The following is a 19,922-nucleotide window of genomic DNA, read 5'->3' on the forward strand; positions in this document are numbered from 1 at the left end:
AGTGAAGAGCGAGGAGGGTATTTATGGAAAAGGAACCGATCTTGATCTTAACCCATAACGGGTGGGGCCAAGAGCTGTTAAAAAGTGTCCGGATGATTGTAGGTGAGATCGATGATGTTCACGAGGTGGCTTTACAGGCGGAAGACTCACTAAACGATTATATGGACAGAGTCAAAGCTCAGATCGAGCAGCTGGAATGGTCAGAGCATTTATTAGTTCTGACGGATATTAAGGGAGGTACACCCAGCAATGTGGCATTGAGACTATCCAAGGATTATGCGATCATCGCTATTTCCGGATTGTGTGCGTCGATGCTGCTGGAAGCGGTCATGAAGCAATCGGAAGGCGGCTTCACGAAAGAAAGTGCGGTAGAAATCAGAAAAGCAGTTGTAGACAGCTGTCAGGTATTGGAATTGCCAAAAATTCATTAAGGAAAAGGAATGAAGAAAGATGTCAAAAATCGTATTAACTAGAGTAGACAGCCGCTTGATCCACGGGCAGGTGGTCACAAAATGGCTGCAGCAATCTGGAGCCAACGAAATTTTGGTGGTGAGCGATGAGCTGGAGCAAGATGAATTTTTACAGAGCATCTATTTGATGGCGGCTCCTCCGGGGGTTGAGGTGATCATCAAGGGCATCGAGTCGGTTAAGGGGTATTGGAAAGAAGAAGCAGAAAGCAAAAAGACCAAAGTATTGTTTTTAGTTCCCGACCTTCCGACATTGAAGGCCATGGTCGAAGAAGAGATCGTGACCGAAGGAATCCAAGTGGGCGGGCTAGGCGGTGGACCAAACCGCAAAAATGTAGTTAAAAACATCAATTTATCTGAAGAGGATGTGGCTATTTTGGAGGCTCTTTTAGATCGCTCGATCCACGTTTACTTCCAAGCGATTCCTGAAGAAAATCCAGTGCCGATTCAGAAATTGATCGAAAAATACAAAACATTATAAAGGAGTGGAGAAACGATGGGTGTTTTAGGTGTTTCAATTGTAATGGGGCTCTATTATTGGTTTGCACGGCTGCGTTTTGGTTATACCTTCTCCGGCATGCTGTCTCAGCCGCTTTCGGCAGCTTTGATCGCTGGTGCGGTGACCGGAAAACTGGCAGAAGCAATGGTTATTGGAGCAGGGATTCAATTAGTGTACTTAGGGGTTACTTCTACACCAGGCGGAAATGTGCCGAGTGATCCAGCATTGGCTTCAGCGATTGCTATTCCGATTGCATTAGGGGTTGGGATGAATGCAGAGGCCGCGATTGCACTGGCAGTTCCGTTTGGCGTATTAGGTGTCTTTATGGATCAGCTTCGCCGTACGATCAATGCCACATGGGTGCACATGGCAGACAAATATGCAGAGGACTTAAATTATTCAGGGATTTATCGTGCCGCGTTCTTGTATCCTGCAATTGCCGGTTTTGTTATTCGCTTTCCTCTTGTATTTGCGGCCAACTACTTTGGGCAATCGATCGTCAATCAGATTTTGGATGTGATCCCCGGCTGGCTGATGCACGGTTTTGAAGTGATGGGCGGGATTTTGCCGGCACTAGGATTTGCACTAACGATCATGGTGATCGGCAAGAAGCATTTGATCCCGTACTTTTTGATCGGCTTTGTGGCAGTGGTTTATTTTGGAGCAGAAGTGATGGCTGTCGCAATCATTGGGATCTGTGTAGCATTCTTGGTTAGAAACAAAGCATTGGAAGAGGAGGCGGCTGCATAATGGAACAGATGACTGAACAAAACGAACAGCAATTGGAACAAAAGAAAATCACGAAAAAAGAACTGTCTCGCTCCTTTTGGATCTATCAGTTAGGCTGTGAGCTGTCCAATTCTTACGAACGTCTGCAAAGCTTGGTGTTCTGTGCTTCTATGATCCCGGCAATCAAAAAATTATATGCGGATGACGAAGAAGCACAACGAGAAGCGCTGAAACGCCATTTGAACTTTTTTAATACCGAAGGAACGATCGGTTCATCGATTCAAGGGATCGTTATTGCAATGGAAGAGGAAAAATCCAACGGTGCTGCGATTACCGATACAGCGATCACCTCGATCAAAACGGGATTGATGGGCCCTTTGGCTGGAATTGGTGATTCGATCATTTGGGCAGCCGTAATGCCGTTGATTATCTCGATTTTCATTCCGATGGCTTCAAACGGCAATGCGATCGGCGGAATCGGGCCGATCATCATCTATACCGCGGTCACGATGTATATCAGCTGGATGCTGATCAACAAATCCTATACGTTGGGGAGAAATTCGATCTTAAGCTTGTTGAAGGATGGAAAAATCAAGCAGGTGATCTACGCAGCCAATGTATTGGGAATGATGATGATGGGGGCGTTGAGCGCCAGCTACGTCAATATCTCGAGCCCGATGAAGTTCGTGGTTCCTGGTGGTGCAACGATTGTTTTACAGGACATTTTTGATCAGATCGTTCGAGGCTTGCTGCCGCTGACTGCTGTATTTGCGATTTATTTCTTTATGGTGAAGAAGGGACCAAGATACGGCATCATCATCGGGACGATCGTTGTGATTAGTATCATCGCCTCTTTCTTTGGACTATTATAAATAATTGAAGGTGCAGACATGATTGGTTACGAAACATTTGGTTTAAAAGAGGTCATCAATGCTTCAGGCAGGATGACGATCTTGGGAGTCTCCAAGGTATCTGAACGTGTGATGGAAGCCCAGCGTTTTGGTGGAGAACATTTTTTTGAAATGAGTGAACTGATGATTCAAACGGGGGCTTATTTAGCAAACCTGCTGAAAACAGAGGATGCTCAAATCGTTTCTTCGGCTTCTGCGGGAATTGCTCAATCTGTTGCAGCAGTCATCGGAGAGGGCAGCTTGTACCATGCATACCATCCATACACTGAAACAATCACAAAACGTGAGATTCTTCTTCCTAAAGGTCACAATGTGGATTATGGAACACCTGTCGAGGTTATGGTGAATCAAGGCGGCGGAACAGTTGTCGAGGCCGGTTATGCCAATATGTGCACAGGCGAGCACCTGGACATGCTGGTCACGCCCAATACTGCGGCGATCTTATATATCAAAAGTCACCATACTGTACAAAAAAGCATGTTAAATGTTGAAGAGGCGGTTGCTGTAGCTCAAAAACATCAGATTCCATTAATCGTAGATGCGGCTGCTGAAGAGGATCTTTTCAAGTACACTCAAGCAGGAGCAGATCTGGTGATCTATTCTGGTGCAAAGGCAATCGAAGGTCCTAGCGCAGGGCTGGTCATCGGCAAAAAAGCTTACATCGACTGGGTCCGTTTGCAAGGAAAAGGGATCGCAAGAGCGATGAAGATCGGAAAAGACAATGTGTTGGGCTTTACCCAAGCAGTCATTGACTATTTGGCTCAGGAAAAGGAATCGGGAGAAGCGATGAAACAGCGCTTGCTGCCGTTTGTCTCAACAGTCAACCTAATCCCGGGGTTAGAGGCTGTGATCGTTCAAGATGGTGCCGGTCGGGACATCTATCGAGCAAGTGTCAAAGCAGTTGGTAAAAAAACGGCTCCGGCGATCATAGCGGAGCTGAAAAATGCGGATCCGGCCATTTATACACGGGAATATCAGGCCAACAAGGGCATCATTGAATTTGATGTCCGCTCGGTCAACGAAACAGAAATGACAAAAATCGTTTCACGGTTGCAGGATATCATGAATGAAGGAGAGAACGTATGTCATTAACACCCAATTTTTTTGCAGATCGTATTTGCTTGAATGTTTTAGCTAATTCAGTCGATAATGCGAAAGCCTGCTATGAAGCTGCAGAAGGTCATGTGATCTTAGGCGTGCTGTCAAAAAACTATGCAAACGATCAAGAAGCAATCGAGGATATGAAAAAATACCAAGCAGCAACCAACAACGCATTATCTGTAGGGTTGGGAGCGGGTGATCCGAATCAAAGCGCCATGGTTTCCCGTATCTCTGCCGTACTTCAACCGCAGCATGTCAATCAGGTCTTCACTGGTGTGGGCACTTCCCGGGCATTGCTTGGTCAAAACGAGACGCTTATCAATGGGTTAGTCTCACCAACTGGAAAGGTCGGATTCGTCAACATTGCGACCGGACCCTTAAGCGCACAAGCACCTGAAGGCATCGTTCCTATCGAAACAGCGATCAATTTGCTGAAAGACATGGGAGGCAGCTCCATCAAGTATTTTCCTATGAAAGGCTTGGCACATTTAGAGGAATATCAGGCAGTAGCTGAGGCGTGTGCTGCACAGGATTTTTATCTTGAGCCGACCGGAGGCATCGATCTGGAAAATATCGAAGCGATTCTTCAGATTGCTGTCACTGCAGGCGTAAAAAAAATCATTCCGCATGTCTACAGTTCGATCATTGATTCGACGACAGGAGAAACAAGGCCGGAGGATGTGGAGGAATTACTCGAACTGGTGAAAAAAGTATTAGGATAAAAGCGACAATCACTGAATTCTTGCCAGAGTTCAGTGATTTTTTGATATCGGATGGAATAGATGTAGACGCTGCCAAAGCATTGTGTTATGCTCAGTAAAAGAAATTAATTTCTTTGTGTGAAATTAATTTCAAAAACAGGAGGGATTCGATGCTAGAAACAATCAAGCAGCAGATCGTCGATTACGGAAAAAAGCTGATCGACAGCGGATTAACAAGCGGAACTGGGGGAAATGTCAGTATTTTTGACCCAAATACGCAGCTGATGGCAATCAGTCCAAGCGGGATCGATTATGCTGAAACAACTGGACGGGATGTCGTTTTGATGGATTTGACCGGTAATGTGGTTGAAGGAGAAAGAAAGCCGTCGAGTGAATGGCAAATGCATTTGATCTACTACCAAAAAAGAGGTGAGGAGATCGGAGCGGTCGTCCATGCGCATTCTACATGTAGTACGATTCTCGCAACCTGCCGCAAAGAGCTGCCGGCAACGAATTACATGATTGCCTTGGCCGGCGGAAACAATGTTCGCTGTTCGGAATACGCCACTTTTGGAACGAGAGAACTTGCGGAAGCATCTTTTGAAGCGATGAAGGATCGATACGCTTGTTTTTTGGCTAACCATGGGCTTTTGACCTGTGGAAAGGATATTCAGACCGCTTTTTCAACTGCTGTAGAAATTGAACGTTTGGCGGGTCTGCATATCGGTGCGACATTGCTTGGTGGTGCAGTCGTGCTTCCAGACGATGAAATGGAACGGATGAAAACCGCCTTTCAATCATACGGGCAAGTAAAAGAATAAGGAGCGTTCTTGAGGATGAAACAAAATCAGCTGGAAGTGATGAAACAAGTAGCGGAACGCTATTATTATTTTGATCAGAGTCAAGCGGAGATCGCGAAAGAACTGCAATTGTCTAAACCGACAGTCTCGCGCTTATTGAAAAAGGCCAAGTCAGAAGGCTATATCAAAGTAGAGTTGGCATTTCCAATAAGCTACAAAACGAGGATGGAAGACAGACTGCAGCAGCGCTACGGGCTGAAAGAAGTGTTCGTCTATGACTCCCAAACCACACAAACGACTTTGATCGTCGAGGAGATGGCCAAACAATTTTCCAGCTGTTTGGAAAGGCTGATCCAGCCGCAAAGTGTGACGGGCTTTTCGTGGGGAAGAACCCTGTTCCACCTGTCTAAGCATTGTACTGGAACAGCAAAAAAGGGTGCTATTATCACTCAAATCACTGGCGGCGGAGCCTTAAACAGCATGCAGACCAACAGCGAAGCGATCATCACTAATTTCGCCAATTGCTACCAGAGTGAATGGTTTCAGCTACCGGTACCGTCTATTTTAGAAACAAAAGAAGTAGCACAGGCTCTAAAAAATGACCGCCACATTAAACAGGTTTTATCGTTGTATGATCGATTGGACACGGTAGTTTTTAGTGTGGGTGAAATCAGCAAAGAAGCGATTATCGTGAAGGCCGGCTATTTCGGCGAAGAGGAATTTCTGCGATTGACAGAGCAAGGGATCGTCGGCGATATCGCTGGAAATTTCATCGATGATCTAGGAAGAGGCGTGGATACTGGAATTTCGGAACGAAGAATCGGCATCACCCTCGAACAAGTGAAAAAGACCCCAAACAAGGTCTGTATTGCGGTTGGTACGGAAAAACAGAAGGTAGTCAAAGGTGCTTTGCAAGGGGGCTGCATTGATTATTTGTTTGTGGATGCAGGGTTAGCGGAGTCACTGCTCAAGGAGGCAGAAAATGAGTAAAGTCGTGGTAGTCGGTGATGCATTTGTTTCTTCAAAAACACTGCGTAAAGCAGCAGAAGAGCTGCATCTGCTCGGGAAAATAGAGATTGTCGAATTTCAGTGGGGTGCAGAGCTGACGAAATCAGAATTTCAAAAAAGGATCAAACAGATAGAGCTTGAGGGACCGGAGAAAGTTGAGATTTGTGACGGCATTCTTGAGGAGCTGGCAACAGCAGAGTATTTGCTCGTTCACATTTCTCCTGTCTCGAAAAAAATGATTCAAGCGGCTCCCAACTTAAAACTGATTGGGACCTGTCGCGGCGGATTGGAGCATCTCGCCATGTCGGCAGCAAAGGAGCGAGGGATTCCGGTTCTTCATGTGATTCGCAATGCTGAAGCTGTGGCTGAATTTACGATCGGGTTGATGTATGCGGTGACGCGAAATATTGCTTTGTCTCACGAGCAGGTGAAAAACGGAAATTGGCCCAAAGCATTTCCTAATGATTCATTTCGAACGACGCTGTCAGAACATGTTGTCGGGTTGGTTGGACTAGGGCACATTGGGAAGCTGGTAGCCAAACACCTGAATCATCTTGGCGTGATCGTTCTTGCGTACGACCCATTTGTCGATCCGCAGGAGTTGAAAGGAGCCGGGATTTCGTTACAGCTCGTTGGTTTAGAGGAGCTGTTTCGGAGAGCTGACATTGTTTCTTTGCATCTGCGTGTCGTGCCAGAAACAATGAACTTGATCGATCAAACATTGCTCTCTTTAATGAAACCCAGCGCCTATTTGATCAATACAGCTCGCCCGGAGATTCTGGTCAAGGAGGATTTCGTTCAGATGTTGGCAGAACAGCGTATCGCTGGCGCGGCGATCGATGTCACGTGGGAGGAGCCGATCCAAGCAGACGATCCATTGTTGCGTTTAAACAATTTGACGATCACTCCACATCTGGCAGGCGATACCGTGGATGCGATCCCGAAGTCGCCTTTCTTGCTGAGCACTGCCATAAATGAATATTTAGATACAGGAATATGCACGACCTTGATTCAATAAAAAGGGTTGCGGAGAAGTCTCTCTGCAACCCTTTTTGCTACACACGATCGTAATCTTCTAATCGGATCTCCTCTAATTCTTCTTCTTTGAAATCCAGTTTTTTACCTAACACCTTTTCAACAGCATGAATCAGAGATTCTGCATCTAGGCCGTATTTTTTCATCAAATAAGGTTTCGATGCGCCGTGGGTCCATTCGTCATTGATGCCGACTTTGACCAATTGCTTATGCAGCTGGTGCTCCAGCATGACTTCTCCGACTGCTGTGCCTAATCCGCCAGTTGTTACGTGATTTTCCATCGTGACCACACCGTGTGTTACTTTTTCGATGGATTCGACGACCAATGGATCGGTGAAAGGTTTTAGGGTCGTGATATGGACGTGCTGAACAGAAATGCCTTTTTTCTCCAGCCATTGCGTAGCCCGGATGGCCTCTTCCGTACAAATACTGCTGGAAAACAAGGCGACATCGGTCCCTTCTGAGACAACCCGGCCTTTATTGAATTGAGTAGGCTGCTTAGGATCAAACAAGCGCGGCATTTGACCACGAAGCATTCGCACATAGATCGGACCATTGACTTCCTTACAGATATCCAGCGCTGATTCTACGTCCGTGGCATCTCCGCAATCAAAAATCGTCATATTCGGAAGTGTCCGCAGAATCCCCACGTCTTCGATGGATTGATGCGTGACGCCGCCAGGAGTAGTGATCCCAGGAACGAAGCCTAACAAGGATACGGGAAGATTTGGATAGGCAATGGACATTTCCAGCTGATCCAAGGGCCGGCGGTATAAAAAGACAGCAAATGTATGAAGGAACGGCCGGAAGCCTTCGCGAGCCAATCCTGCAGCCCAGCTCAGCATGTTTTGCTCGGCAATGCCCATGGACAAATATTTTTCCGGAAGCACCTGGGCAAACTCTTTTACTTCACAAGAGGTGCCAAGATCGGCGGACAAGACTAAAACATCCTCATTTTCTTTTGCAAATTTGATCATGTTATCTGAATGTACATTCGATTCGATTTTCATAACTCGTTTCCCTCCTGAGATCTACATTTCGTTGTAGAATTTTACATATTTGTCGTATTCTTCTCCAGCTTTTAAACGAACAAAGTGTAAAATCGGGCGACGTTCGTTCAGGTATGGAATGCCTTGTGTTGGATCGGTGTAGCAGAGGATGACTAAAGGTTTATCCTTTTCACCTTGCTGAGTGGCGTCTTCGATGGCTTGGATGTCATGGCCGTTGACCTCAACCGTTTTAGCACCGAATGCCGTGAAGCGCTGTGCCAAAGGTTCGATCTTCATCGTATCATCTGTGGTTCCTTCTACCTGTTGCCCATTAACATCTACCAATAAGACCAAATTGTCTAATTTATAGAAGGCTGCTGCTTGAATGGCTTCCCAAAGCTGGCCCTCCTGCATTTCTCCGTCAGACATCATGACATAAATGGTCCCTTGTTCGCCGCGCAATTTCCGGGCGTGGGCAGTCCCGCCAGCAACGCTGATCGCTTGATCCAATGTTCCGGCAGCGTTTTCAAAGCCGGGAGTGTGATTGGCACCGATCATCTCCATTGAATACCCATCGCGATTAAACATTTCAAGAGAATCTGGGGACAAACGGCCTGCTTCGATCAGGGCCGCGTAAACAGGTGCGGCATAATGAGCCGGAGAAATAAAGAAACGGTCGTAAGGCGCTTTCAATTCTCCGTGGTACTCAGCTCCTTGGATGTAGTCCATGTTATCCTTAGAAGGAGTGCCGGGAAATGCTTCTGGCAGCTTTGGCGCTCGGCTTTCAGTGAGATTCAATACGCGTAAATACATTGTAGACAGCAGCTCTGCTGCTGAACAGGCTTGCGACAAATAGCAGCCGTTTCGTTCAATCGTTAAGCGCAATACATGTTTGCGAATATGATGGGCGGCCTGCTGAACTTCTTCGATTGTTTTTCTGTGAGACATGGTAAAACTCCTTTCAATCGTTAACGTGATTTATTGACCATAATGGTTTTGGTAAAAGTCATAGACTTCAGTGACATATTCTTGATTCAATGGCTGGATCGTTGGGTTCATTGTTCTGGCGAAGTAAACACTTTGCGCCGTTTCTTCTAAAATAACTGCGGCTTTCAACGAACTGGTTGCGGATTTTCCAACAGTAAAGATGCCATGGTTCTTTAATAGGATGGCCGGGCATCGAGTTTCTTGGTAGCATCGGGTGATTTCGGCTCCGATCGCTTTTTCACCGACTGCTGCAATCTCCGAGATGGGGATCGCATTGCCGAATACGGCAGCTGAAGTGGTCGTATAGATCGGCAGTGCTTCACCGATGATCGAAAAAGCTGTTGCGTAAGGAGAGTGGGTGTGAGTGATACCAAAGACATCTGGACATTCTCGATAAACGTAAAGATGAGACTCTGTGTCTACAGAAGGCTTTAACTCTCCATCGATGACAGCACCATCCAAATCGACGACGATCATCTTCTCAGGGGTCAAATCTTCAAAATGGATGCCGCTGGGTTTTATAACCACAAAGCCGGTCTCTGGATCGCGGGCGCTGACATTTCCACTGGTCCAAAGAACCAACCCATTTTTTGGCAGTGCTTTGTTTTCAGTGCAGACGAGTTTTTTTAGCTCTTCAAGCATAGTATAACCTCCATTCATTTTTTTCATTCACATTATTTCACTATATAGAACAAATGTCAATATTATAGTTTTTTTATTTCTATCCACTTGTTTAACTATTTAAAATAAATAACCATTAAATTGTCTTTGTAATCGGTTGCAAAAACATGTTGACAGCGAAATGGTGCTATGACATAATGTACATAAGTTCTAAATATTGAAATAAATTTCAAAACAAGGAGGAAGCATCGTGGAATTATTACAAAATATCTTGAATTCTTTTGGAGCTGCAGTTGTTGTACCGGTCATGCTTTTTATTGTCGCTTTGTTTTTAAAAGTTACTCCTAAGAAAGCATTTCAGTCAGCATTGAATGCTGGAATCGGGTTGACAGGGTTTAACTTGATCGTCAATTCATTCGTACCGATCATCACACCAGTCATCAACAACATGGTCGATCAAACAGGAATTCAGCTGCCGGTGCTGGATACAGGCTGGCAGGCAACATCAGTCATCGCTTACTCTACTCAGATCGGCGTGATCTTCTTGGTCGTAGGGCTGGCATTGCAAGTGGGACTCTTCCTAATTAAGTGGACGGATGTTTTTATGCCAAGTGACATGTGGAACAACTACTCGTTCATGGTCTGGGGATCGATGATTTATTTGATCACCGACAACATGATGCTGGCAATGGCTTGCATGATCGTACAGAATTTGTATGTCATGCTTTTAGGCGAAGTGATTTCAAAACGTTGGGCAAATTACTATAAATTGCCTGGAACCACGTTGACGGCTCCGCACCACGTATGTGCAGTGCCTTACGCTATCGCTATGAACTGGATTTTAGAAAAGCTGGGTGCCGGAAAAGTGAATTGGGATCCGCAAACCTTGAAGAAAAAATTAGGATTTCTTGGCGAACCGATTACTTTAGGATTGTTTCTAGGACTTTTGATCGGGATCATGGGGAACCTGAGCAGTCTGAATACGTTGGATGGTTGGGGGAGTGTTTTTACCATTGGATTAGCGGTTTCCGCAGTCATGGCGGTGTTCCCGCGGGTAGCTAGTATTTTTGCCTCAGCATTTACGAGCTTGACAAATGCGAGTAAGAAAACGGCAAAAGGCAGCGGATCTGGTCGAGAATGGATGCTTTCTGTCAACGATGCGGTAGGCTATGGGGAACCGGCTACGTTGATGACCGGATTGATCCTGATTCCCATCATGGTATTGATTGCAATGATTCTGCCAGGAAATGAAACATTGCCGTTGGTGGATTTGATTGCCTTGCCGTACATGGTTGAAATGATCATTTGTGTCTCAAAAGGAAATATCTTTAAAGGGATTATTTCTGGAGTGATCTGGTTCTCGATCGGCTTGTATATTTGTACCTTTACAGCACCATACTTTACAGAGGTAGCTTCACAGGTTGGTGTGGCGATTCCAGAAGGTGCCATGATGATCACCAGCTTCGGGATCTTGTACAATCCAGTCATGGCGCTGATTTTCCTGGCCTTCTTATCAGGAAATTACTTCTTAATGGGCCTAGTCGTTGCAGTCTATGCGGCAAGTTACGTCCTGTTCAAGAAAAACAAACAAGCTGTTTGGGCATTCTTGGAAGGTGAGAAAAACGATGAACCGTCAGAAAAGGTGGTTGCATGAAGGCGCTAGTTAAAACAGCACCAGGATATAATAAGATGGCACTTCAAGAGATTCAAAAGCCAATTCCGGTCGGGGATCAAGTATTGATCAAGGTGATCTACACAGGGATTTGCGGAACAGATATTCATGGGTTTAAAGGCGAATACGATCGGTTGAAAACACCGCTGGTCCTAGGGCATGAGTTTTCCGGGATCGTCGAGGCTGTCGGAGCATCGGTCGAAAAGGTGAAGGTCGGAGATCAAGTGACCAGTGAGACTACATTTGCCACCTGTGGAGAATGTGTGTCTTGTCAAAACAAAGAATACAATTTATGTTTGAATCGTAAAGGATTGGGCAGCCAGGTTAATGGCAGCTTTGCAGAATATGTCTTGACGCGCGAAGAAAGCGTCCATCTCTTGTCGGACAACATCAGTTTATTGGCCGCTTCTATTACGGAACCCATTGCCTGCGGGGTACACGCCAGCATGGAGAAAACAGACGTCAAAGCTGGAGATGTAGCGGTAATCATTGGTCCGGGTCCCATCGGTCTGTGCCTCAGTCAAGTATTGAAAAGCGTGGGTGCTACTCTGATCGTGATGGGCATCACACAGGACAAAGATCGACTGGCGACGGCGAAGGAATTGGGTGCAGATTATACCATCGATACCCAAGCAGAGGACGCGGTAGCTATGGTTAAAGAAATTACAAATGGGACTGGTGCGGATTATTGCTTCGAATGTTCGGGAGCTGCACCGGCTGTCAAATATGCCTTTGATTACTTGAAGCAGAAGGGAACCTTGATCCAAATGGGTGTCTTCTCTAAAAATGTCAATGAGCTGGATCTTAATTCGATCGTACAAAGAGAAATGAACATCCTAGGTTCGCGGTCGCAAAAGCCTTCGACTTGGCAGTTGACGCTGGATTTGATGGAACGTGGAAAAATCGATGCAGAACGTCTGATCACCAAAATCTATCCTTTGGAGGAATGGGAGACAGCGTTTGAAGAGGCGATTGCAGGGACGGAGATCAAAGTCGTTCTGCAGCCGAACGAAAGATGAAATGAGGACGATACATGGTGACGAACAATCAATTAGTTGAAAAGAATTGTATTCTTCTGGATCAGGAGCTTACGACCTTTGAAGAAGTGATCCGATTGATTGGGACAGAATTTGAAAAGGCGGGGATCGTAAAACCCACTTATGCCCAAGCAGTGATTGAAAGAGAAAAGGTCTTTCCTACCGGGTTAGCGGCTGACGGCTGCAACATCGCGATTCCGCATACGGACCCGGAACATGTTTTGCGTCCAGGAATCGGCGTAGTAGTGACAAAAGAACCAATCGAGGTTTCGATGATGGGCAGTCCGGAAATAAAGCTGCAAACACGAATCTTCTTTCCATTGGCAATGGAGCATCCTAAGAAGCAACTGGCTTTGCTTCGGCAATTGATGGGCTTCTTGCAAAATAAAGAGGATTTACAAACGATCGAACAAGCAGCCACAGCGGATGAAGTATTGGCTGTATTAGGAAAAATTGAATTTTAGAGAATTGGTTTTGTAGTATAATGGTTGGAAGGGTTTTATCAATAAAGAGAAATAATTTGAATGCGGGGGATGAAGAATGGCGGAAATCAAAGTTTTATCTGTGTGTGGTTCGGGGACAGTCAGTTCAGCAATGGTTGGTGAAAGGATCATTGAATTATTAGAAGAGCACGGCTATGAGGTGGAGATACAGGAAGTCAATCCAGGAATGGTCAAGGGGGCTGTATCGAACGGGGATATTGACCTCATCGCGTACACTAGTCCGATTGATCCAGCAGATGCAGAAGGAATCCCTCAAATCAATTCAGTGGGATTGCTGACCGGATTAGACGAAGAAACATTCTTAGAAGAAGCATTGGCAGCTTTGAAGGACATGGAGAAATAAGAAGACATACTTTGGGGCTGGAATCAAAATTCCAGCCCTTTTTTGTCGGCTGGATCGTTGACAAGGTTTCAACATACAAAACAAACATTGAAAGGAACATACATATGAACTTGATTGCTCTGGATCTGGATGGAACGACATTAGATGAGAAAGGGACGATGACCCCTGAGGTGCAGGCGGCCTTGACTGAAATAAGTCAAGACCCTGAGCTGCAAATCGTTTTTTGTTCAGGAAGACCCTATTCTGGAATCCACCCCTTTATAAAAGCCGCGCACCTTCCTGAGGAGAACTATCATGTATTGGTCAATGGAGCGATCATTCAATCGGGACTGGAGGAAACCTTGTGTGAATCACTGTTGTCACGAGCGGATTATCAGGAGGTTTTGGCGGTTTGTGAAGAAAAAGGCCTGCTGGTCGCAGGCGTGACTGATCACGGGGTCTATACAACCTCTACGACGATCAATCCGGCAGTCATGATCTTTTGCGTGTTGACACATAACCCGTTGTTTGTTCGCCGTTTTGAAGAATTGCCGAAACAACCCCGCTTTTCGAAATTGATTATTTGTGAGGAGCCCGATATAATCAAACAGAACAAACAAGCTCTTTTGCAAGTATTCGGTGATCGTTTTTCGTGTGTTCAAGGGTATGAAGCCTTTTTGGAAGTTTCGAAAAAAGGAACTAGCAAGGGAGCAGCTTTGCTTGAATTAGCGAATTATTATCATGTAGCGGTTGATAACGTTTTCGTCGTAGGAGATAATGAAAATGACCTTTCGACATTCGAACAATTCCCCAATTCGTTTGCAATGGGAAATGCAGTTCCGGAATTAAAAGCCATCGCCAAATGGCACTGTCCGACGAATGACGAAAATGGAGTGATCAAGGCACTGGAGACCATTCAATCAGTTGTGGATTTGAGGAGGAGACAATGTGGCAAATGAGATATCGACTTTGTTGAAAGTGGCAGAGCTCTATTATTTAGATCGAATGAACCAAAATGACATTGCAAAAATTATCGGTGTTTCGCGGCCGTCTATTTCACGGATGCTGGAGGAAGCTCGGGAGAAACACATCGTAAAAATCAGTATCGAAGCCCCGTTTGAGCGAAACAATGCGTTGATGATCGAACTGAAAAGGAAATTTGAGCTGGTTGAAGTGATTGTGGTCAAATCCTTAGGCGACTATGAGTATGATCTGGACAATGTCGGCAAAGCAGCGGCGGATTATTTAAGCACGACGCTGACAGAAGAAAAATTGATGGGCATTTCTTGGGGAGTAACAGTAGAAAAAATGGTCAAGCATTTTCCTGAGATGGAAACGAAAAATGTTCAAATCGTCCAATTGACAGGCAGTTTAGGCCCTAATCGGACAGTGATGGATGGCAACGAGCTGGTTTTTCGGTTGGCGCAAAAGGTCAACGGCAAGCATGATTTCTTCAATGCGCCAGCATTTGTAGGGTCGAAGTCTTTGCAAAAGGAATTGCTGGCCCAGCCTCAGATCGATTTGAATATTTCGCTGGGGCGAAAGATGGACATTGCGTTTAGTGGGATTGGAAATATCGAAGCGACCCGCAATACATTGGTTTCTTCTGGTATTTTGGACAATGAGGATCTAAACGACCTGATAGCAGAAGGAGCGATCGGAACGATGATCGGACGAGCGTTCAACATCGATGGCAAAGAGATCCACTACCGCAACCAGTTCCCGATCTCTAGTTCGTTGGATTCTCTGCGATCTGCGCCGATCAGTATCGGTGCGGCTGCTTCGAAAAATCGGGCAAGAGCGACCTTTGGCGCAATCAATGGCAAACTGATCAACGTACTGATTTGCGATGAAGAATTAGGAAATGCCTTATTAGCAATGTGAGCGTTAAAGCCGTGTGTGATGACACGGCTTTTTTGCGGAAAAATGAGGTTGTGATAGAAGCGTTTAGCTTCGAAAGAGCTGCTTCAGCCACACCGATTATACAGTTTTTAAAAGAGGCTGTGACAGTCATGTCACAGCCTCGTTGAGAATCATTTAGGTATTCGCAGCGCGACGAAAAACCGGGATATCACTATTTGAACCATAGTCAACCTTGCCGACGGCTTTCAAAAGTTCCATGTCCTCAGCAGAAATAGTGAAGGACATATCTGCGTTGTTTTTCATGTGTTCGATATTCTCGGTTTTCGGCAGCGGCAGCAGATTCAGCTGCAGGCAATAGCGGATCGCCAATTGTGGGATCGAAACATTGTATTTTTCGGCCAGCTGAGTGATCGCTTCGTTGCGCAGCATTTCCCCATGAGCGATTGGCGAATAAGCCTCCACTAAGATGTCCTTTTTTTGCGAAAAGTCAATCAACTTGAATGGCGTATGTCCGACGTGTGCCAAAATTTGATTGACCATGGGTTTTACTTTCGCATGCGTCAGCAGGTTTTCTAGATCGACCTGTTCAAAATTTGAAACGCCGATCGCCCGAAGTTTTCCAGCTGCATAGGCTTCTTCCAGTGCACGCCAAGCCTCCAGATTGCCTTCGAAAAAGTGATTGTCGTCTTTTTGAAAATCGGCCCAGGGCTTGGGACTATGAATGATCATCAAATCAATAAACTCTAGGTTCAATTTGTTCAAGGAATCATCGATTGCTTTTACCGCGTTCTCGTAATCCTTGATCTCAGCAGCCAGCTTTGTCGTCACAAACAGATCTTCTCGAGCGATGCTGGAGGTACGGATGCCTTCACCGACACCGACTTCATTTTCGTAGGCTTGGGCAGTATCAATATGACGGTAGCCGACACTGATTGCATCGCGAACATCTTTGGCAACTTTGCTATCATCGATCATCCAGGTACCAAAACCGATTTTAGGGATGGCCACCCCGTTGGACAACGTAAAGGTTTCATTCAGCATGGGTATTCCTTCTTTCCTTAAGATGGTTCTATCATACCCCTTAACCTTAACATTAAGGCAAGCGATACACAGTCATTTGCCCATTAGTTCATCTCCAGCTTCATCAATCCTACGTCGAAGGGGAGGCTGTTGATTTGTTTGGTTTCCAGATGGATGAAGCCATGCTGCTCATACCATTTTTTCAGACGAATATTTTTTTCGATAATGCCGACCTGGATCGCTTTTCCTCCATTGACTTTGACCAACGCCTTTATATAGACCATTGTTAAGCTGCCGTATCCTCGATGCCGATACTCAGGAAGGATCGCCACTTTTTCCAACGCGTATTCCTGATTTTGTTTAGCCAGCAATTCAAAAAAACCAATCAGCGTCTTCTGATAAAATACACCATACAACAATTTCCCCCGTTCAAGATCCTCAACCAGATGATATGCTTGAGTGAATGCACCATTCGTAGGGCAGTTGTCGATAGTCAATGCGAATTCTTCTGCAACTGTCGCAAAACTTGCGCGAATGACGGCAGCACAGTCTTCAGTTTCTTCTGCAGAGACTTGTTTAAACCAAATCGTTTCCTGTGCGCTTGCTTTCTTGCTGTTGAACAGGACCAATCCGGACAAAACAAAGAGACCGCCAAAAACGGTGGACCAGCCGGGAGCCTCGTCAATTACGATGAAGCCTAGAATGGATGTGAAGAACGGTGTCAAATACATATAATTACTGACAGAAGCCACATTTTCTGCTCGTTCAAAGGCTTTCGCCCAACAAACATAGGCGACTGCACTGGAGAAGACCCCCATTAAAAGAATGCAAAAAAGCGACAACCAAGAAGCTTGCTGGACTTGGCGAAAAGAACTGACGGAAAACATAGACAGCAAAAGGGTCCCTGCAAAAATACTGTAGGTTGTCACTTGGATCGCTGCGTATTTTTTGACCAATTTTCTGGAGAGCAGGTTATAAAAGCTCATACAACATGCAGCGCCAAAAAGCCAGATCAATCCAACATTGATCGTGAACCCTCCAGGTAAAAGGGTGATTAATAAAACCCCGACAAAAGACAACAAACTGGCGAACCATTGGGTACGTGTCAGTTTTTCCTTGTAGATAAAATTAGACAATATGGAAGAGATCATAGGAACCATCGCGATAATCACACTTCCGGTGGCGGCATTGACCGTCTCCAACCCTTTATTAAAGGCGATCATGTAGATAAAAAAGCCGATCGCTCCTGTCAAAAGGAACCATCCTAAATCACGTGTATCGATTTTTTTCAGCTTAATAAGCGGTGCCAGCAAAAGCAATGCGGCAGAAGCCACGATGTAACGCAAAAAAGAAATGGAGAGGGCAGAAAATTCATCCATGATGAACCGCGAAAGAACATACGAAATAGACCAGCATAAAATAGTCAGTAGTGCATAAACATGGTAGCTTAGTTTTTTCATCAACCAATTCTCCTTTCTCGTTGAATTTTTATTTAAGAGTGTGTCATAATTAGAACAAAAAAGGAGCGCCCTATGAAATCTTTATTTGGTCTCATTTTACTAGATAATTTTCCTCTGTGGTTCATTTTCTGCGGATATTTTTTTAACTTCTTTACCGCGCTGAAAATGAAAGTGCCGGTTTGGAAGACCTGCTTATTTGGTCTTTTGTTTTTTATAGTTGATCTAGGTGTCTATGTGGTTGCCGGATTAAAGGCGGAAAAGCTCTCCTTTATCTTGGTGGTGCTGCTGGTCGTTAGTCCGCTGATTTGGCGAGCAACAACGGATTCATTTATTAAAATTGCCAGTGTTTGTTTAGTATTAACAGGTCTGCATCTGTCTTTTACCATTTCCAGTGATGTGCTATTTCCTTTCATTTGCAAAGCTTTGTTTGGCGAGCAAGTGATATCGGTGTTGCTGACACGAATCATCGCTTATATTACGCAGCTGCTGATGTGTGTCTTTCTGAATCTGTGTTTAAGAACAACGCTTGCACACCGGATTATCGATCACCTCTTCCAGACGAAGAATGTCAGCAGGATCACTTTTATCAATACCCTTTTGATGACTGCAGTGGTAATGAGTTATTTCTATTTTTACTATGAATGGGCATTTGGTGGAGTTCAGATCAGGCAGTTTTTGCTTGGTATTTACCTTTTCTTTGGTCTCAGCTTTGGGTTAATCATTGGAATTTCCAGTTACATACGCTTGTACCAGGATAAGCTGAAGTTTGCTGAATCAATGCTGGAGCAGCAGCAGGCTTACAACCGAGTCTTGGAAGAGGTACAGCAGGACATTCGCCATTTTCAGCACGATTATAAGAATATCCTTTCCAGCTTTTACCTCCAGTTGAAGGAAGGAAAACTGAAAGAGGCGCAGGAATTATTGGAGGCAAAGTTTCTGTCCTTTGATAAAAACGTCAGCTTCACCATCAAACAGCTGAATTTTTTGAACAATATCAAATCACTTGAAGTGAAAAGCTTGTTGATGACAAAGATGCTGCAGATGGAACAAAAGAAAATCAAGCTGGACATCGAGGTAGTCGATGAGATCGCCGCGCTTCCATTGGATTCGGAAGACTTAGTTCGTTGTTTAGGTATTTTGCTGGACAATGCGATGGAAGAGGAGGTGTTGGCAGAGGAGAAAAGCGTCCATTTCCTTGCCTATCAGGAGAGTGAGACCGTGACGATCATCGTCATGAATCACTTGGGAAGAACGCGCGATTTTTCTCAGATCACACAAGAAGGCTACTCGACAAAAGGCAATGCTCGAGGGCTTGGTTTGAACAGCTATCAAAAAATATTGAGTAAATACCCAAATGTTTTTACCAAAACAGTGATTTCGGAGGAACAGTTTCAACAGGTGTTAAAAATTCAAATGTAGGTGAGCAGAATGAAAAAAGTTTACATCTGTGACGATGAACGAATTTATCGGGAGCAAATAAATGCATTGATCCAGCAGATCATCGAAGAAAAAAATTATCCGCTGACGGTTGCTTTAAAAGCTCAGTCAGCACAAGAGCTGCTGCAGCAATCCATTGATCATACTTCCAGTATCTATTTTTTAGATATTAATCTTGTCGGCTCTTCGATCAACGGCTTCGAGCTGGGGAAGGAGATCCGGCACAGGGACCCTTTTGCCTCCATTGTATTCGTCACGACTTTTGAGGAGCTGGCGTTTGAGACCTTCAAATACCGATTGGAAGCATTGGATTATATCGTGAAAGATCAGCCGGAAACGATTTCTGGCCGCATTGGACTTTGCTTAGCAAGCGTCATGGAGAAGGCGGCAGCGACTAGCTCAGAGAAGGCCTCCAATGAAGGCTTATTAAAGGTGAAATTCGGCGATGAACTGGTGCGGATTCCTTTTTCTGAAATCATTTTCGTAGAGACGTCCAGCAAAAGTCATCGGGTGGTGGTTCATACGATCAATCAAGTGGTAGAGATCACCCATAAACTGGCGAATCTGGAGAAAGAATTATCTGATTCCTTCATCCGCTGCCATCGTTCCTTTTTAGTCAATCAAAACTACATCCGGCAGTTTAATTTGAACAAGGGCATGCTGGAGTTAACGACTGGGGAACTGTGTCTGGTTTCGAGGCGCATGAAGAAGCTGTTGAAGGAAAAATATTTTTAGACATAGAAAACATCCGCAGGAAGAA

22 protein-coding genes are annotated in these 19,922 nt (G+C 45.0%); 17 read left to right on the forward strand and 5 right to left on the reverse strand.

What is annotated here, in order from left to right:
- Positions 1–23 precede the first annotated feature (23 nt).
- The 9 genes from NRIC_RS05210 (at position 24) to NRIC_RS05250 (ending at position 7,234) form a co-directional block, all read left to right on the forward strand.
- Positions 24–431, forward strand: coding sequence for a PTS sugar transporter subunit IIA (locus NRIC_RS05210; RefSeq protein ID WP_146621639.1), 408 nt, complete (start codon positions 24–26; stop codon positions 429–431).
- A gap of 19 nt (positions 432–450) precedes the next feature.
- Positions 451–948, forward strand: coding sequence for a PTS sugar transporter subunit IIB (locus tag NRIC_RS05215; protein ID WP_146621640.1), 498 nt, complete (start codon positions 451–453; stop codon positions 946–948).
- A gap of 15 nt (positions 949–963) precedes the next feature.
- A complete protein-coding gene (locus NRIC_RS05220) occupies positions 964–1,716 on the forward strand; it encodes a PTS mannose/fructose/sorbose/N-acetylgalactosamine transporter subunit IIC (RefSeq protein ID WP_146621641.1) in 753 nt (250 codons plus the stop codon).
- The gene (locus NRIC_RS05225; RefSeq protein ID WP_175580007.1) at positions 1,716–2,567 is read left to right on the forward strand and encodes a PTS system mannose/fructose/sorbose family transporter subunit IID; all 852 of its coding nucleotides are present in this window, start codon (positions 1,716–1,718) and stop codon (positions 2,565–2,567) included. The genes NRIC_RS05220 and NRIC_RS05225 overlap by 1 nt, the downstream gene beginning before the upstream one ends.
- 18 nt (positions 2,568–2,585) lie before the next feature.
- On the forward strand, positions 2,586–3,698 hold the full coding sequence (locus NRIC_RS05230; protein ID WP_146621642.1) for a DgaE family pyridoxal phosphate-dependent ammonia lyase: 1,113 nt from the start codon (positions 2,586–2,588) through the stop codon (positions 3,696–3,698).
- Positions 3,689–4,429 (forward strand): 2-dehydro-3-deoxy-phosphogluconate aldolase, encoded by a 741-nt coding sequence (dagF, locus tag NRIC_RS05235; protein WP_146621643.1) that lies wholly within the window; start codon positions 3,689–3,691, stop codon positions 4,427–4,429. The genes NRIC_RS05230 and dagF overlap by 10 nt, the downstream gene beginning before the upstream one ends.
- Before the next feature lie 149 nt (positions 4,430–4,578).
- Complete coding sequence (locus NRIC_RS05240) at positions 4,579–5,229, forward strand: L-fuculose-phosphate aldolase (RefSeq protein WP_146621644.1); 651 nt, start codon at positions 4,579–4,581, stop codon at positions 5,227–5,229.
- Positions 5,230–5,244: 15 nt separating this feature from the next.
- The gene (locus tag NRIC_RS05245) at positions 5,245–6,198 is read left to right on the forward strand and encodes a sugar-binding transcriptional regulator (protein ID WP_146621645.1); all 954 of its coding nucleotides are present in this window, start codon (positions 5,245–5,247) and stop codon (positions 6,196–6,198) included.
- Positions 6,191–7,234, forward strand: coding sequence for a 2-hydroxyacid dehydrogenase (locus tag NRIC_RS05250; RefSeq protein ID WP_146621646.1), 1,044 nt, complete (start codon positions 6,191–6,193; stop codon positions 7,232–7,234). Before NRIC_RS05245 ends, NRIC_RS05250 begins: the two co-directional genes overlap by 8 nt.
- Before the next feature lie 37 nt (positions 7,235–7,271).
- Here the strand turns inward: NRIC_RS05250 and NRIC_RS05255 are convergent, their stop codons facing one another.
- Genes NRIC_RS05255 through NRIC_RS05265 form a run of 3 tightly spaced genes read right to left on the reverse strand, consistent with a single transcriptional unit; the run spans position 7,272 to position 9,869 of the window.
- Entirely contained in the window at positions 7,272–8,261 is a 990-nt protein-coding gene (locus NRIC_RS05255; protein ID WP_146621647.1) for a transketolase family protein, read from the reverse strand.
- 21 nt (positions 8,262–8,282) lie between these two features.
- Positions 8,283–9,188 carry a transketolase gene (locus tag NRIC_RS05260; RefSeq protein WP_146621648.1) on the reverse strand — a complete coding sequence of 302 codons (906 nt, stop codon included), beginning with the start codon at positions 9,186–9,188 and terminating at the stop codon, positions 8,283–8,285.
- Positions 9,189–9,218: 30 nt separating this feature from the next.
- Positions 9,219–9,869, reverse strand: coding sequence for an L-ribulose-5-phosphate 4-epimerase (locus NRIC_RS05265; protein ID WP_146621649.1), 651 nt, complete (start codon positions 9,867–9,869; stop codon positions 9,219–9,221).
- A gap of 229 nt (positions 9,870–10,098) precedes the next feature.
- Here NRIC_RS05265 and NRIC_RS05270 point away from each other — a divergent pair, with 229 nt between their 5' ends.
- From NRIC_RS05270 to NRIC_RS05295, 6 genes are all read left to right on the forward strand, one after another.
- Positions 10,099–11,502: a PTS galactitol transporter subunit IIC gene (locus tag NRIC_RS05270; RefSeq protein WP_146621650.1), complete on the forward strand. Its 1,404-nt coding sequence runs from the start codon at positions 10,099–10,101 to the stop codon at positions 11,500–11,502.
- Positions 11,499–12,539 carry a zinc-binding dehydrogenase gene (locus NRIC_RS05275; RefSeq protein WP_146621651.1) on the forward strand — a complete coding sequence of 347 codons (1,041 nt, stop codon included), beginning with the start codon at positions 11,499–11,501 and terminating at the stop codon, positions 12,537–12,539. The genes NRIC_RS05270 and NRIC_RS05275 overlap by 4 nt, the downstream gene beginning before the upstream one ends.
- A 14-nt stretch (positions 12,540–12,553) precedes the next feature.
- Positions 12,554–13,021, forward strand: a complete 468-nt coding sequence (locus NRIC_RS05280) for a PTS sugar transporter subunit IIA (RefSeq protein WP_146621652.1) — start codon at positions 12,554–12,556, stop codon at positions 13,019–13,021.
- A 76-nt stretch (positions 13,022–13,097) separates the two neighbouring features.
- Positions 13,098–13,403, forward strand: coding sequence for a PTS sugar transporter subunit IIB (locus tag NRIC_RS05285; protein WP_146621653.1), 306 nt, complete (start codon positions 13,098–13,100; stop codon positions 13,401–13,403).
- 104 nt (positions 13,404–13,507) lie between these two features.
- Positions 13,508–14,341, forward strand: a complete 834-nt coding sequence (locus NRIC_RS05290; RefSeq protein ID WP_146621654.1) for a Cof-type HAD-IIB family hydrolase — start codon at positions 13,508–13,510, stop codon at positions 14,339–14,341.
- A complete protein-coding gene (locus NRIC_RS05295; protein ID WP_146621655.1) occupies positions 14,331–15,266 on the forward strand; it encodes a sugar-binding transcriptional regulator in 936 nt (311 codons plus the stop codon). The genes NRIC_RS05290 and NRIC_RS05295 overlap by 11 nt, the downstream gene beginning before the upstream one ends.
- A gap of 153 nt (positions 15,267–15,419) precedes the next feature.
- Here the strand turns inward: NRIC_RS05295 and NRIC_RS05300 are convergent, their stop codons facing one another.
- Positions 15,420–16,286 carry an aldo/keto reductase gene (locus NRIC_RS05300; RefSeq protein WP_146621656.1) on the reverse strand — a complete coding sequence of 289 codons (867 nt, stop codon included), beginning with the start codon at positions 16,284–16,286 and terminating at the stop codon, positions 15,420–15,422.
- A gap of 83 nt (positions 16,287–16,369) precedes the next feature.
- Positions 16,370–17,725 (reverse strand): GNAT family N-acetyltransferase, encoded by a 1,356-nt coding sequence (locus tag NRIC_RS05305; protein WP_146621657.1) that lies wholly within the window; start codon positions 17,723–17,725, stop codon positions 16,370–16,372.
- 72 nt (positions 17,726–17,797) lie between these two features.
- Here NRIC_RS05305 and NRIC_RS05310 point away from each other — a divergent pair, with 72 nt between their 5' ends.
- Both NRIC_RS05310 and NRIC_RS05315 read left to right on the forward strand, forming a co-directional pair.
- Positions 17,798–19,144 (forward strand): sensor histidine kinase, encoded by a 1,347-nt coding sequence (locus tag NRIC_RS05310; protein ID WP_146621658.1) that lies wholly within the window; start codon positions 17,798–17,800, stop codon positions 19,142–19,144.
- Positions 19,145–19,153: 9 nt separating this feature from the next.
- A complete protein-coding gene (locus NRIC_RS05315) occupies positions 19,154–19,897 on the forward strand; it encodes a LytR/AlgR family response regulator transcription factor (protein ID WP_146621659.1) in 744 nt (247 codons plus the stop codon).
- The last annotated feature ends 25 nt before the right edge of the window (positions 19,898–19,922 follow it).

The sequence above is a fragment of the Enterococcus florum genome, assembly GCF_004309355.1.
Lineage (GTDB): Bacteria > Bacillota > Bacilli > Lactobacillales > Enterococcaceae > Enterococcus_A > Enterococcus_A florum.

Excerpts from the sequence above, each read along its gene's own strand:
- NRIC_RS05275 (WP_146621651.1), top strand. The coding sequence starts at position 11,499 with ATGAAGGCGCTAGTTAAAACAGCACCAGGATATAATAAGATGGCACTT.
- NRIC_RS05280 (WP_146621652.1), top strand. The coding sequence starts at position 12,554 with ATGGTGACGAACAATCAATTAGTTGAAAAGAATTGTATTCTTCTGGAT.
- NRIC_RS05245 (WP_146621645.1), top strand. The coding sequence starts at position 5,245 with ATGAAACAAAATCAGCTGGAAGTGATGAAACAAGTAGCGGAACGCTAT.
- NRIC_RS05220 (WP_146621641.1), top strand. The coding sequence starts at position 964 with ATGGGTGTTTTAGGTGTTTCAATTGTAATGGGGCTCTATTATTGGTTT.
- NRIC_RS05255 (WP_146621647.1), bottom strand. The coding sequence starts at position 8,261 with ATGAAAATCGAATCGAATGTACATTCAGATAACATGATCAAATTTGCA.
- dagF (WP_146621643.1), top strand. The coding sequence starts at position 3,689 with ATGTCATTAACACCCAATTTTTTTGCAGATCGTATTTGCTTGAATGTT.
- NRIC_RS05265 (WP_146621649.1), bottom strand. The coding sequence starts at position 9,869 with ATGCTTGAAGAGCTAAAAAAACTCGTCTGCACTGAAAACAAAGCACTG.
- NRIC_RS05300 (WP_146621656.1), bottom strand. The coding sequence starts at position 16,286 with ATGCTGAATGAAACCTTTACGTTGTCCAACGGGGTGGCCATCCCTAAA.
- NRIC_RS05210 (WP_146621639.1), top strand. The coding sequence starts at position 24 with ATGGAAAAGGAACCGATCTTGATCTTAACCCATAACGGGTGGGGCCAA.
- NRIC_RS05260 (WP_146621648.1), bottom strand. The coding sequence starts at position 9,188 with ATGTCTCACAGAAAAACAATCGAAGAAGTTCAGCAGGCCGCCCATCAT.
- NRIC_RS05290 (WP_146621654.1), top strand. The coding sequence starts at position 13,508 with ATGAACTTGATTGCTCTGGATCTGGATGGAACGACATTAGATGAGAAA.
- NRIC_RS05310 (WP_146621658.1), top strand. The coding sequence starts at position 17,798 with ATGAAATCTTTATTTGGTCTCATTTTACTAGATAATTTTCCTCTGTGG.
- NRIC_RS05230 (WP_146621642.1), top strand. The coding sequence starts at position 2,586 with ATGATTGGTTACGAAACATTTGGTTTAAAAGAGGTCATCAATGCTTCA.
- NRIC_RS05215 (WP_146621640.1), top strand. The coding sequence starts at position 451 with ATGTCAAAAATCGTATTAACTAGAGTAGACAGCCGCTTGATCCACGGG.
- NRIC_RS05240 (WP_146621644.1), top strand. The coding sequence starts at position 4,579 with ATGCTAGAAACAATCAAGCAGCAGATCGTCGATTACGGAAAAAAGCTG.
- NRIC_RS05315 (WP_146621659.1), top strand. The coding sequence starts at position 19,154 with ATGAAAAAAGTTTACATCTGTGACGATGAACGAATTTATCGGGAGCAA.
- NRIC_RS05285 (WP_146621653.1), top strand. The coding sequence starts at position 13,098 with ATGGCGGAAATCAAAGTTTTATCTGTGTGTGGTTCGGGGACAGTCAGT.
- NRIC_RS05305 (WP_146621657.1), bottom strand. The coding sequence starts at position 17,725 with ATGAAAAAACTAAGCTACCATGTTTATGCACTACTGACTATTTTATGC.
- NRIC_RS05250 (WP_146621646.1), top strand. The coding sequence starts at position 6,191 with ATGAGTAAAGTCGTGGTAGTCGGTGATGCATTTGTTTCTTCAAAAACA.
- NRIC_RS05225 (WP_175580007.1), top strand. The coding sequence starts at position 1,716 with ATGGAACAGATGACTGAACAAAACGAACAGCAATTGGAACAAAAGAAA.